Raw genomic sequence first — 13256 nt, forward strand, 5'->3', positions numbered from 1 at the left:
GACGTCACGGTGCTCAGTATCCCAGCTCCCGAAGTCCGACTGCCTAATGGGACAATTTGCGCATGACGCCATCGCGCCGCGAAGCTCCTGATCGCAACCTCGCCCTCGAACTGGTCCGAGTCACAGAAGCCGGAGCCATGGCCGCCGGCCGATGGGTCGGCCGAGGGGATAAGGAAGGCGGCGACGGCGCGGCTGTCGACGCGATGCGCGAGCTGGTCAATTCGGTGTCCATGCGCGGCGTCGTGGTGATCGGTGAGGGCGAGAAGGACCACGCCCCGATGCTCTACAACGGCGAAGAGGTCGGCAACGGCGACGGGCCGGACTGCGACTTCGCCGTCGACCCCGTCGACGGCACCACCCTGATGAGCAAGGGCATGCCCAACGCCATCTCGGTGCTGGCAGTCTCCGAGCGTGGCACCATGTTCGACCCGTCCGCGGTGTTCTACATGAACAAGATCGCCGTCGGACCGGACGCCGCCGATGTGCTCGACATCACCGCCCCGATCGCCGAGAACGTCAAACGCGTCGCCAAGGTGAAGAACTCCAGCGTCGCCGATCTGACCGTCTGCATCCTGGACCGACCGCGGCACGCGCAACTGATGGCCGACGTCCGCGAGGCCGGTGCCCGCATCCGGCTGATCTCCGACGGCGACGTCGCCGGCGCCATCTCAGCCTGCCGGCCGAACTCCGGCACCGACATGCTGGTCGGTATCGGTGGCACCCCCGAGGGCATCATCGCCGCCGCCGCCATCCGCTGTATGGGTGGAGCCATCCAGGCCACCCTCGCCCCGACCAACGACGACGAACGCCAGCGCGCCCTTGACCGTGGTTACGACCTGGACCGGGTGCTGACCACCGAGGACCTGGTCTCCGGTGACAACGTGTTCTTCTGCGCCACCGGCGTCACCGACGGCGACCTGCTCAAGGGCGTCCAGTACTACGGCGGCGGCTGCACCACCCAGTCCATCGTGATGCGGTCCAAGTCCGGCACCGTCCGAATGATCGAGGCTTATCACCGGCTGTCCAAGCTCAACGAATACTCCGCGGTGGACTTCACCGGGGATATCTCCGCGGCACACCCTCTGCCGTAATTCCGTCATCTCACGAAACGAATAAGGGAGCACAATGGCCGACACCGTTGTCGACAACAGCACCGAGTACCGGATCGAGCACGACACCATGGGCGAGGTCCGGGTGCCGATCAATGCCCTGTGGCGGGCCCAGACCCAGCGCGCCGTGGAGAACTTCCCCATCTCGTTCCGTGGTCTGGAGCGCACCCAGATCCGCGCGCTGGGCCTGCTGAAGGGCGCCTGCGCACAGGTCAACAAGGACCTGGGTCTGCTGGCGCCGGAAAAGGCTGACGCCATCATCGCCGCTGCCGGTGAGATCGCCGACGGCCTGCACGACGAGCAGTTCCCCATCGACGTCTTCCAGACCGGTTCGGGTACCAGCTCGAACATGAACGCCAACGAGGTCATTGCCTCGATCGCGGCGCGGGGCGGCGTTCAGGTCCACCCCAACGACGACGTCAACATGTCGCAGAGCTCCAACGACACCTTCCCCACCGCGACCCACATCGCGGCGACAGAAGCTGCTGTCCGTCACCTGATTCCGGCTCTGGAGGTGCTGCACGAGGCGCTGGCCACCAAGGCCCGCGCATGGCGCACCGTGGTCAAGTCCGGCCGCACCCACCTGATGGACGCCGTGCCGGTGACCCTGGGTCAGGAGTTCGGCGGCTACGCCCGCCAGGTCGAGGCCGGCATCGAACGCGTGAAGGCGACCCTGCCCCGGCTGGGCGAGCTAGCCATCGGTGGCACCGCCGTCGGCACCGGCCTGAATGCCCCCGACGGCTTCGGCGCCAAGGTTGTCGAGGTGCTCGTCGCGCAGACCGACATCGCCGAACTGCGTACCGCCGCTGACTCTTTCGAGGCACAGGCCGCCCGCGACGGACTCGTTGAGGCGTCCGGCGCACTGAAGACCATCGCGGTGTCGCTGACCAAGATCGCCAACGACGTGCGCTGGATGGGCTCGGGCCCGCTGACCGGCCTCGGCGAGATCCAACTGCCGGACCTGCAGCCGGGCAGCTCGATCATGCCGGGCAAGGTCAATCCCGTTCTGCCCGAGGCGGTCACCCAGGTGGCCGCCCAGGTGATCGGCAACGACGCAGCGGTCACCGTCGGCGGTCTGTCGGGCGCGTTCGAGCTGAACGTGTACATCCCGATGATGGCGCGCAACGTGCTGGAGTCCTTCACGTTGCTGTCCAACGTCTCGAAGCTGTTCGCCACCAAGTGCATTGACGGTCTGGTCGCCAATGAGGCGCACCTGCGCGAGCTGGCCGAGTCGTCGCCGTCGATCGTGACGCCGCTGAACTCGGCCATCGGCTACGAGGAGGCCGCCAAGGTCGCCAAGGAAGCCCTCAAGGAGCGCAAGACCATTCGGCAGACGGTGATCGACCGCGGCCTGATCGGTGAGAAGCTCTCGGAGGCCGAGCTGGACAAGCGCCTGGACGTGCTGGCCATGGCGAAGGTCAAGCCGGGCGACTAACCCTCCCTCGCGATCCGATACGAAGTGCCCCTTTCCTTTTGGAGAGGGGCACTTCTATCCCGGTGCTAGTCCACCCGCATGTTCGGTGTGTCGGCTCTGTTGTGGCACCTGTAATTTGGATCGGTCAACTTTCATCGACGAGTCAGGGAAAGTTGACCGGTCCGAACCGAAGTTGTCCAGAGACAGGCGACACGTCGAGCCGCCGGCTGCATCCCACCTTCTTCCGCCGTGTGCAGTGTCGCACTCGGATCACGTCGTATTGCGTACGACGCTACCGACTCGACCCGCCAAGGCACGGAAAAGGGTGGTGGACAGAAGTCCACCACCCTTTTCGGAATCAAGTTCGCGGTTAGGGTGTCCAGGTGCCGAACGGCACGTACGGACTACTGCCGAACGGTGTGTACGGGTCCGCTCCACCGATTCGTTGATCGCGCGGATATACCGTCTCCGGGCCGCCGGGCGGCATGGTGACGGTGCCACCATCGCCCGAACTCGGCCCGACGACCGGTCCCGCGGCCGACGCGATCGGCGCCGAACAGATGGCGAATGCAGCCGCGCCCGCCAGGGCCGACGCGAGGGAAAGCCGGATGATCTTCACTTTCGTCCCTCCGATTGGAGTCAGTTGCTGATAACAGAATTCCTTGCCACAGAGGGCAATTCATCGATGCTGGCACCCAGCTGCACGGTGGGACCGGCCCCACCACGACCTGGCGGACTACCCCGCCGGCCGATGGCGGTTAACCGCTACCTGATATACGGAATGACGCGCGAATCGGTTCAGTCGAAGCGCAATGGCAAGATGACGGTCAAGGTGGTGCCTCCGCCCGAGGGGCTGAGGACCTGCAGCCGGCCGCCGATCGCCTCGACCCGGTCGGTCAACCCGGTCAGGCCAGATCCTCTGTCGGGGTTGGCTCCGCCGACGCCATCGTCCTCGATCACGATGCGCAATGTATCGCCGACGACGTGTGCCGAAGCTTTGACCTCTTCGGCCTTGGCATGCTTGGCGGTGTTGGTAAGCGCCTCGGCCACAACGTAATACGCGGCGACCTCTACCGGCTCGGGAAGCCGGCCGTCGACACCGACGTCCAAGGTCACCGGAACGGCCGAGCGTCGGGCCAGGGTCCGCAGCGCGGCGGCCAGCCCGCCGGCCAGCACCGCCGGATGGATACCCCGGGAGAACTCGTGCAGATCGTCGGAGACATCGTTGAGCGCGAACATGATTCGCTCCATCTGCGCACGCAGCTCCAGGTCGTCGCCGGACACCGACTGTTCTGCCAGCCGGACCTCCAGCTTCAGCGTCTCCAGTCGCTGCTGTGCGCCGTCATGCAAGTCGCGTTCGAGCCGGCGCCGGGCGTCGTCGGCAGCTGCCACGATGCGCGCTCGAGAGGACGCGAGCTCAGCATTGCTGTCTTCTATCGCCGCCGTGGCCGCCGCGCGGTCGAATGCGGCCCGCAGCAATGCCTCCAGAGCGGGCACGACCCGTTCGCGGAGCCGGCGGAGGGTGCGCGGCGGCGCCTCTCGTGGCACCAGTAGCGTCCCGAACACCTCGTCCTCGTCGCCCAACAAGATCGGAATGCGCCCCTCACCGGCGAAAACCATGCCGCGCTCGATCCGCACCCAGGGCAGTTGCAGTACCCGCGCGAGCCGACTAGCCGCCTGGTCGAGTGCGTAGTCCAGCTTTGTCCCGCCCAACAGCAGCCGAGCCAGTTCGGCTGCCAGGTCTGCCTCGCGGCGGCGCTGGTCGGCCTCCTCGGCCCGGACCCGGGCGCCTCGCGCCAGACCGTTGGCCACCACGGCCACCAACAGCATGCCGGCGTGCATCGCCACGTGATGTATCTCGGTCGGAATGAAATGTCCAGTATGCCAACCCTTCAACGAATCGAAGGCGATGGCACTGAGAATCGAGGTGAGGGCGGCCAGCCACAGCGGCCAGAACGTGGCCACCACCAAGATGCCGAGCAGATAGACCGCGCCCAGATGCTCTGCCGGATCGGCCATGTCGAGTACGTACAGCACCAGTGACTCGGCCACGATGAAGATGGCCGCTACCGCGACGCCCACCCTGACCGGTGGCGTCGTCGGCTGCAGCAGCGGCAACAGCCCGTGCTTCCCGGCGGACCACGGCAAAGCTGGTTTCGAGTCGATGCTCGTCAAGACTGTGCTCATAGGCGATGGGGCCGGACGCTGGTTCGAAAATCGTGCGCTCGACGTGATGCCGATGCTAATCGCGAACCCTTCTGGTTCACCCACACGTCAGTTGACGGTTACCTACGCATCCACTGTGAGTGCGCTCGGCGCTCCCGGAGCCCGTCATGGCCGTGGGTAGCCTGGCGCTATGCAGGCAATCTCTTGTTCCTGTACGCCGCGATGATCACCGCAGAAGGCCCCGCGACCCAGGACAACACCGGTCGCTCAGCGAAGATGCTGCGGGTGGTCGTCGCCGAGGATGATGTGCTGTATCGCGAGGGCCTGGCCAGCCTGCTGCAGCGCACCGGTTTCGACGTCGTCGGGAAGGCGCAAGACGGCAATGACCTATTGGCGCTGGTCAAGGCCGAAAACCCGGATCTGGCGGTCGCCGACATCCGGATGCCACCCACGCACACCACCGAGGGACTGGACGCGGCCCGCGCCATCCGCCAGGAGGCGCCTGGCACCGGTGTGTTGGTGTTATCGGCCCACCTGGACACCGAGTTCGCCCTGGAGCTGGTGACCCGCGGCGAGCGGATCGGTTATCTGCTCAAAAGCCGAGTAACCGAGGTCGCCGACTTTGTCGATGCGCTGCAACAGATTTCGCGTGGCGCCCTGGTCGTCGATCCGGGTGTGGTCGCCGAGCTGGTGAACGCCCGCCGCCGGAACGACCCGTTGGCACGGCTCACCTCGCGCGAGCGTGAGGTGCTGGCACTAATGGCCGAGGGCCGGTCCAACACCGGCATCGGCAGGCGGCTGTGGATCACGGAGAGCACCGTCGAGAAGCACATCCGGAGCGTCATGACCAAGCTGGACTTGCCGGATACCGAGGATGATCACCGCCGCGTGCTGGCGGCGATCACTTTCCTAGCCGGACGATGACGAGCGAACTGCGCCGACCAACTCGTTGATGATCCCGGCGGACAGAGCGGATTTGACGATGAATCCCAGTGCCGGGCTGTCGGCCAGGCTCTCTTCGAACTCCTCCACCGGCGTGGCCGACGTCAGAATCACCGCCGGGTGGCTGTCCTGGCGCAATTGGTGAGCTAGGTCGAAGCCACTCTCTTCACCCAGGTGGACGTCGACCAGGGTTACGTCGGGCCGCAGTTCGCGGGCCGACCGAAGTGCCTCCGCTGACGTGGTGGCGGTGCCGACCACATCCAGCCCACCGTGCTCTAACAACCGGCGCGCGGCATCAAGGAACTGGGCATTGTCGTCGACAAGTAAGCACCGCAACTGCACACCTCAGTCTGGAACGCGCGGCCGAATCCTGCACCCCCGACAGGTGAACTCTGGCTGAAGTTTCCGTCGGAGTCCAGTTCTGGGAAGAAATATGTGGTTGCCCACCAGCACCATTGGAGGACAGCCTCGACGACAGCCCCACCGACTGTCGACAGTCTGGAATTCATGTCGTGATAGGCCGCCCGTGGTCACCTCGACATCCGACAGGCACACCCTATTGGGAACCAACTTGTCGGGACCCCTACGCACTACACACGGAGACACGTTGACTCAGATGCACACCGGAACCGCTCGGGCGACGGTTACCGGTCACTACCGAGAATTGGCAGCGCAGGGTGCTGCTGATCTCGTGGGTGCCGGCGCGCTCGATATCCTTCGCTGGACCGACGAACACCTGGCCGGTAGCTATGTGATCGCGTCGAGCATGCAGGACGCGGTGCTGGTCCATCTGGCCTCGCGGGTGCGGCCGGGTGTCGACGTGATCTTCCTGGACACCGGCTACCACTTCGCCGAGACGATCGGCACTCGCGATGCCGTGGCCGCCTGCTATGACGTCAACGTCATCAGCACACATCCAGAAATAAGTGTGGCCGAACAAGATCTGCTACTGGGCAAGGACCTGTTCGCCCGCGATCCGAACGAGTGCTGTCAGCGACGCAAAGTGCAACCGCTGTCCCGTGCCATGCGCGGCTACTGCGGTTGGGTGACTGGCGTGCGCCGTGCCGACTCCCCCGACCGCGCCGATACCCCGGTGATCGCGTTCGACGAGAACTTCGCCATGGTGAAGGTGAACCCGCTGGCCGACTGGACCGACGACGACGTCCAGTGCTACATCGCCGAACACGACGTTATGGTGAATCCGCTTGTCCACGAGGGCTATCCGTCGATCGGCTGCGCTCCGTGCACGACCCGTCCCACACCGGGCGCAGAGGTGCGCAGTGGCCGCTGGCAGGGCTGGGGCAAGGACGAGTGCGGACTGCACGCGTCCTGACGGTCGCTACTGGCCGTTGCTGACGCCGCCTGAGTTGGCGCCCGGAATGTCTTTGATGGGGAAGTTCGGCATCGGCGGCGGCGACGGCGTATTGGGCAGAGTCGGGATCTCAGCCGGCGGAATGTCGTTGAGCCCGTTGACCGGTGGCCCATTGTCGCGGCTGCCGTAAGACGTGCCCGGCTCGCGCGGGCCGACCATCTGCGTGACGGTCACCATGTGGTAGCCGTTGGCCTTGAGCACCGGGATGAACTGCTGCACAAGGTCAACCGTCGACGAATAAGTGTCGTGGAACAGCACCACCGAGTTCGGTTTGATCTGAGTCATCAGCATGTACCGGGTGGCGGCGGTGTTGGAGTCGTTGGCCCAGTCGAACGGGATGACGTCCCAGTTGATGTCAGCCAGGCCCTGCTTCTTCGCCTCGGCCAGCACCGCATCGTTGATCAGACCGCCCGCGGTGCGAAACAGCTTGGGCCGCTGGCCCGTTGCCTTCTCGACCGCGTCGCTGGCCTTGGACAGCTGGCTCGGAATGTCCTCGGGCGGAATGGTGGTCATGTTGGGGTGTTCCCAGGTGTGCTGACCAAGTTCCATGCCGGCTTCCACGACGCGCTTGGCGCCCTGCGGGTTGGCCGCGACCTTGTTGCCGATCTCGAAGAACGTCGCCTTGGCGTCGTTGTCCTGCAGGATCTTCAGCAGCCGATCTGTGTACGGGCTGGGGCCGTCGTCGAAGGTCAGCGCTATGCACTTGTACTTGCTGCAGTCCACCTCGTCAGCCTTGGCGACATGTCCGGTCAGGCTGCCCACCACCACGATGGTCACCCCAGCGCAGACGCCCAGCACAGTCCGCCAGTAGGACCATGTCGGGGTGTCGGGGCGTCGCAGTCGCACCCGCACAGCTTACCGAGGCCGCGATTTGTGCACGAAAACGTGCGGTCAGCACCCGTGATCGTGCACAAATCGCGCTCGGATCAGGGCAGCGTGCCGGGGGTGATCTCCTCGAGCATCTCGGTGACCAGAGCCGCGATGGGCGACCGTTCACTGCGCAACAGGGTGATGTGCGCGAACAGCGGGTGCCCCTTGAGCTTCTCGATCACCGCGGCGACGCCGTCGTGCCGTCCCACCCGCAGGTTGTCGCGCTGGGCCACGTCGTGGGTGAGCACCACCCGCGAACCGGCACCTAATCGGGACAACACGGTCAGCAACACGTTGCGTTCCAGCGACTGGGCCTCGTCGACGATGACGAACGAGTCGTGCAGCGACCGGCCGCGGATGTGGGTCAGCGGCAGCACCTCCAACATGCCGCGGCTCAGCACCTCTTCGAGCACGGCCGGGCTGGCCAGTCCTTCCAGGGTGTCGAAAACCGCCTGGGCCCAAGGGCCCATCTTCTCGCTCTCACTACCGGGCAGATAGCCCAGATCTTGTCCACCGACCGCGTACAGCGGCCTGAACACCACGACCTTGCGCTGGGTGCGACGCTCCAGCACTGCCTCCAGGCCTGCGCACAGCGCCAGTGCCGACTTGCCAGTGCCGGCCTTGCCGCCGAGCGAGACGATGCCCACCGACTCGTCGAGCAAAAGATCAAGGGCTACCCGCTGTTCGGCTGACCTTCCCCGGAGGCCGAACACTTCGCGGTCACCTCTGACCAGTTGCACCCGTTTGTCGGCATTGACTCGCCCCAGCGCGTGCGAGGTACCACCCAGCAACCGAATTCCGGTGTGGCACGGCAGATCCCGCGCTTCGGTGAGGTCGATATCACCGTCGGCGAACAGTGCGTCGATTTCCTCCGGCGCCGCGTCCAGTTCGGTCATGCCCGTCCAGCCGGAGGTGATGACGTCCTGTGCGTGGTACTCATCGGCCGCCAAACCGACCGCACCCGCCTTGACGCGCAGCGGAATGTCCTTGCTTACCAACGTAACTCGCTTGCCTTCGGCAGCGAGGTTGGCAGCACAGGCCAGGATTCGCGTGTCGTTGTTGTCAGTACGGAATCCCGACGGCAACACCGACTGGTCGATGTGATTCAGCTCGACCTGAAGCGTACCGCCTTGTGTCCCAACGGGAATCGGCTGATCCAGCCGTCCGTACTCAAGGCGCAGGTCGTCGAACATGCGCAGCGCCTGTCGAGCAAACCAACCCAATTCATGGTGATGTCGTTTGCCTTCGAGCTCACTGATGACCACCAGCGGGACAACTACTTCGTGCTCGGCGAATCGCGTGCATGCCCATGGATCGGACAACAACACAGAGGTGTCGAGCACATAGGTGCGGCTCTGGCTGGATTGCCGGCCGCGCCGGCCCTGCGAATCAGACACGTGGCGCTCCTTGGCCCGTGCGGTCCCACACGAGCGTTTCGGTGGACGCAGCGGTACCTGGACCGGGACCGGTCCCGTTGGAGCCTCGGGTACCGCCCGGATAGCAGAGCATGTCGCTAGCCATCACCGGCGACGCTACTCCCGGCCGCCGCTACACGCAGACGGCGCGCCGTGGCCAGTTCGTGACTACTAGATGACGAATTGTGACAGTGACGCGTCGCCGGCCAGGCCCCAGGCCTTGATCCGATCGGAGATCACCGCGCGCAGCGCAGCGTCATCGAATATGCCGGCGTCAGCAACCACCGCCACCTTGTCCTGATACGCGTCGATATCGGCGCCGACGACCTGCAGCGCGGCGGCCCGGGCCGCGATGGCGGCGACGGTCTCTTCGCGGCGGGTCTGAAGGCAGCGCGCCACCAGATTGCCGAAGAACTCCTCATGACGCTCTTCATCCCGGGCGATCCGGCCGGCCATGGCCGCCAGCACCGGCTCGTCGATCTGCGCCTGCAGGTTACGGGTGAACACAGCATGCGCCCGCTCGAAGAACGCCATGAACACCAGCGTCTCGATCTGGCTGTACTTGTCCGCCCGGTAGCCCTTCTGGACGTGCTCGACGCGCACGTCCTCGTTGGCCGTCGGATCGACCTGACGGGTGACAACCAGGTAGTTCCGGATCGCGATGGCGTGCAGGTGCTCCTCGGCGGTCCACCGGCCCATCCACCGGCCCCACTTGCCTTCGAGAATGAAGTGCTCGACCAGTTCGCGGTGGTAGCCGGCCAGGTTGTCCTTGGTGATCAGCAGGATTTCCAGCGCATCGGTGACCGGCTTGGGCAGCGTGACGCTGGAGGCGTCCCAGTCCTTGCCGCCCAGAAACGCGAAGTTCTCGCCCTGGTCAAACGGCACATAGTCGTGGGCGTACCAGGCTTCCTCAGTCTTGAGGTGCCGCGCGAGGTTGTCCTCGACGACGGGCTCCAGATCCAGGGTCAGCGCGTTGGCAACCGGTTTCACAGCCATGAAAGTAACTGTAACCCGAGTTCACACGTTTTTGAAATCATCCACGCCGAAACGGACAAACGGGCCGGGTTTTTTGAGTAACCGCGGCCAGAATGTCGGTTTCGGCACCAGAAATCAGAGCGTCAGGCCCGGGTACAGCGGGTTGGCGTCCAAAATTTCGGCCTCCGCCGCATGCGCCCAGTCCGCAGTGGCGTCGACCAGCTTGTACTTGGCCTTCGATGATCCATCGGCGGTCGTGTTCTTCAACACCTCGACCACGATCTCGGCCACCCGGTCGAAGTCCGCGGCCCCGAACCCGCGGGTGGTCAGCGCGGGGGTGCCGAACCGGATGCCGCTGGTGTACCAGGCCCCGTTCGGGTCGTTGGGGATGGCATTGCGGTTGGTGACGACGCCGGCGTCCAGCAGCGCGGACTCGGCCTGCCGGCCGGTGAGGCCGAAGGACTGCACGTCCAGCAGCACCAGGTGGTTGTCGGTGCCGCCGGTGACCAGCGTGGCGCCGCGCTTGAGGAAGCCGTCTGCCAGGGCCTTGGCGTTGTCGGCAACATTCTGGGCGTAGGTCCGGAAGGCGGGCTGACGAGCCTCGGCCAGCGCGACGGCCTTGGCGGCCATCACGTGCGACAGCGGACCGCCGAGCACCATGGGGCAGCCCTTGTCGACGGCCGGTGCGTACTCCTCGGTGGCCAGCACCAGACCACCGCGCGGGCCACGCAGCGACTTGTGCGTGGTGGTGGTGGTGACGTGAGCGTGCGGCACCGGATCCTCGTCACCCGTGAAGACCTTGCCGGCGACCAGACCGGCGAAGTGCGCCATGTCGACCATCAAAGTGGCGCCCACCTCGTCGGCGATCTCGCGCATCTTGGCGAAGTTCACCCGACGCGGGTAGGCGGAGTAACCGGCCACCAGCACCAGGGGCTTGAACTCGCGGGCCGCGGCGGCGACGGCGTCGTAGTCGATCAGACCGCTCTGCGCGTCGGTGCCGTAGCTGCGCTGGTGGAACATCTTTCCGGAGATGTTGGGCCGGAAGCCGTGGGTCAGGTGGCCGCCGGTGTCCAGTGACATGCCCATCAGGCGCTGACCGCCAAGGCGAGCGCGCAGCTTCTCCCAGTCCGCCTCGGACAGGTCGTTGACGTGCTTGGCACCAAGTTCGGCCAGACCCGGAGCCTCGACGCGGGTGGCCAGGATGGCCCAGAAGGCAACCAGGTTGGCGTCGATACCGGAGTGCGGCTGGGCGTACGCGTAGGGCGCACCGAACAGCTCACGGGCATGCTCGGCGGCCAGCGCCTCGACGGTGTCGACGTTCTGGCAGGCGGCGTAGAACCGGTGGCCGACGGTGCCCTCGGCGTACTTGTCGGAGAACCAGGTGCCCATGGTGAGCAGCACGGCCGGCGAGGCGTAGTTCTCGCTGGCGATCAGCTTCAGCGAATCCCGTTGGTCGGCAAGCTCTTTGCGGGTCGCTGCGGCGATCCGCGGCTCGACCGACTCGATGACCCGCAACGCCGCCTGGTAGGCCTCGCTGGCGGTTGCGGCGTACTCGGCACCGAGGCCGGAGCTGGACACAGACGAATCAGCGGTCATGCGTTCAGCCTAGTCGGCGGCTGTTTTGGGTACCGAATCGGCCACCGCCGCACACTCCCCGTCGTCAAGGTTCGCAACCTGCACATCCGTCACGGTGTGTCGTCCGCAGTCCCCCACAAGCGGGTGGGGTACCTCCCTCCCGGGGGCGTGCCCCCACCGCACGCTCGCGGCAGACGAGTCAGGCGGCCCGCAGCGCTGACGGCATCAGCGGTTCGTCGAGCAACCGGCCGAACCGCGCCGTCAGCGACACATCGGCAGGCCGGGCCTCCAGCCAGCCGCGCAGCAACCGGTAGCCCTCGACGTAGGTCGACGTGTACGCCCGCCACAGCGGCGAGGACAGGAACCGCAGCGACTGCAGCGCTCTGGCCTCGGTGGTCAGTGTCCAGCGCTGCAGAAACACGGCCACCTCATCGGCGTCGCGATCCTCGTCGTGCAGCATCAGTGCAGCGTCCTGACGGACGTCGGCCAGCGCGGCGCTGGCGGCCGAAATCGCTTCTGCGCGTTCACCATCGAAGCGCAAACCCAGGTCGGCGTAGATTTCGGCGGCCCAACTCCCCCACGAGTCGCCAACGACGGCGTACAGCGCCAAGTCCGCCAACCCCTCGGCCATCAGGCACTGCGGGGTGTTGACCAGGAAGATGGTCTGCTCGGCCTGCCCACCCAGCTCAACCAAGCCGGCCTCTTTGCGGCAGTGCTCGGTGTGATGACCGGGGTAGGACTCGTGGGCCACCAGCCGCGGCAGGTTGGACATCTGCTGTTTGAGGTCGGCATTCACCGCAACCGTCGAGCGGTAGTTGCCCTCGTAGTAGTTGAAGCCCGACCACGGCTTGTCTGTGACCACCTCATAGTTGATGGTCTCGGTGTCCGGGAGCGGAAAGTCGGCCCGGACCCGGTCGCGCAGCGCCGACGAGAACGCGTGGATGCATTCCTCCAGCCGCTCGGGCGGGATCTCCTCGCCGACTCGGTAGGCCTGCATCCGCTCGGCCAGCGGCCCGCTGCCGCCGACTGCCTCGTCGAGTGCGCGGTGCGCCTCCCGGTAGCGGTCCTCGTCGCCCTTGGAGATGGAGACGTCGAAGTAGGCACGCACCTCGTCGACGAACCCGACGGCCTCCCCGGCGAATTTGCGACCCGCACAGTCCAGCGCCCTCAGGTGCGCCTTGAGGTATTCGGCACGTTGCTCGGTCAGGCCGGCGCCGTCTACGTCACCAAGCAGACGGCGAGCCTGACGAGCCAGCGCGGCTGGGTCCGGCGCCGGTTCGTCGGCCACCTGCCGACGCAGCGCCTGGTCACCGGTGAACGAGTCGACGTAGCCCTCCTCGATGCGGTCGAACCGCAGCCCAAGCAGCAGATATTCGCGGATCAATCGGTCCGTAGCCGACCCAGTGTCCATATCGCCC

12 protein-coding genes are annotated in these 13256 nt (G+C 65.8%); 4 read left to right on the forward strand and 8 right to left on the reverse strand.

Annotated elements, in window-relative coordinates:
* Nucleotides 1–62: 62 nt before the first annotated feature.
* Together glpX and M2432_RS23205 are read left to right on the forward strand one after the other, a co-directional pair.
* Nucleotides 63–1091, forward strand: a complete 1029-nt coding sequence (glpX, locus tag M2432_RS23200; protein WP_280829193.1) for a class II fructose-bisphosphatase — start codon at nucleotides 63–65, stop codon at nucleotides 1089–1091.
* Nucleotides 1092–1125: 34 nt separating this feature from the next.
* Entirely contained in the window at nucleotides 1126–2544 is a 1419-nt protein-coding gene (locus tag M2432_RS23205; protein ID WP_280829194.1) for a class II fumarate hydratase, read from the forward strand.
* 349 nt (nucleotides 2545–2893) lie between these two features.
* Here M2432_RS23205 and M2432_RS23210 read toward each other — a convergent pair whose 3' ends face one another.
* Nucleotides 2894–3142: a hypothetical protein gene (locus M2432_RS23210; RefSeq protein ID WP_280829195.1), complete on the reverse strand. Its 249-nt coding sequence runs from the start codon at nucleotides 3140–3142 to the stop codon at nucleotides 2894–2896.
* 179 nt (nucleotides 3143–3321) lie between these two features.
* A complete protein-coding gene (locus tag M2432_RS23215) occupies nucleotides 3322–4698 on the reverse strand; it encodes a DUF4118 domain-containing protein (RefSeq protein ID WP_280829196.1) in 1377 nt (458 codons plus the stop codon).
* 213 nt (nucleotides 4699–4911) lie between these two features.
* Here M2432_RS23215 and M2432_RS23220 point away from each other — a divergent pair, with 213 nt between their 5' ends.
* On the forward strand, nucleotides 4912–5613 hold the full coding sequence (locus tag M2432_RS23220) for a response regulator transcription factor (protein ID WP_280829197.1): 702 nt from the start codon (nucleotides 4912–4914) through the stop codon (nucleotides 5611–5613).
* On the opposite strand, the gene M2432_RS23225 is transcribed toward M2432_RS23220, so the two are convergent.
* Nucleotides 5599–5973: a response regulator transcription factor gene (locus M2432_RS23225; protein ID WP_348536333.1), complete on the reverse strand. Its 375-nt coding sequence runs from the start codon at nucleotides 5971–5973 to the stop codon at nucleotides 5599–5601. The genes M2432_RS23220 and M2432_RS23225 overlap by 15 nt on opposite strands.
* A gap of 274 nt (nucleotides 5974–6247) precedes the next feature.
* Here M2432_RS23225 and M2432_RS23230 point away from each other — a divergent pair, with 274 nt between their 5' ends.
* Nucleotides 6248–6964, forward strand: coding sequence for a phosphoadenylyl-sulfate reductase (locus tag M2432_RS23230; protein ID WP_280829199.1), 717 nt, complete (start codon nucleotides 6248–6250; stop codon nucleotides 6962–6964).
* Nucleotides 6965–6970: 6 nt separating this feature from the next.
* Here the strand turns inward: M2432_RS23230 and M2432_RS23235 are convergent, their stop codons facing one another.
* The 5 genes from M2432_RS23235 to M2432_RS23255 form a co-directional block, all read right to left on the reverse strand.
* Nucleotides 6971–7843, reverse strand: a complete 873-nt coding sequence (locus M2432_RS23235; protein WP_280829267.1) for a polysaccharide deacetylase family protein — start codon at nucleotides 7841–7843, stop codon at nucleotides 6971–6973.
* An 86-nt stretch (nucleotides 7844–7929) separates the two neighbouring features.
* Nucleotides 7930–9270 (reverse strand): PhoH family protein, encoded by a 1341-nt coding sequence (locus tag M2432_RS23240; protein WP_280829200.1) that lies wholly within the window; start codon nucleotides 9268–9270, stop codon nucleotides 7930–7932.
* A gap of 189 nt (nucleotides 9271–9459) precedes the next feature.
* Nucleotides 9460–10284, reverse strand: coding sequence for an acyl-ACP desaturase (locus M2432_RS23245; RefSeq protein WP_280829201.1), 825 nt, complete (start codon nucleotides 10282–10284; stop codon nucleotides 9460–9462).
* A gap of 114 nt (nucleotides 10285–10398) precedes the next feature.
* The gene (locus M2432_RS23250; protein WP_280829202.1) at nucleotides 10399–11859 is read right to left on the reverse strand and encodes a glycine hydroxymethyltransferase; all 1461 of its coding nucleotides are present in this window, start codon (nucleotides 11857–11859) and stop codon (nucleotides 10399–10401) included.
* Nucleotides 11860–12037: 178 nt separating this feature from the next.
* Nucleotides 12038–13249 carry a DUF885 domain-containing protein gene (locus tag M2432_RS23255; protein WP_280829203.1) on the reverse strand — a complete coding sequence of 404 codons (1212 nt, stop codon included), beginning with the start codon at nucleotides 13247–13249 and terminating at the stop codon, nucleotides 12038–12040.
* Between the last annotated feature and the right edge of the window lie 7 nt (nucleotides 13250–13256).

It is taken from the genome of Mycobacterium sp. OTB74 (assembly GCF_029892685.1).
GTDB lineage: Bacteria > Actinomycetota > Actinomycetes > Mycobacteriales > Mycobacteriaceae > Mycobacterium.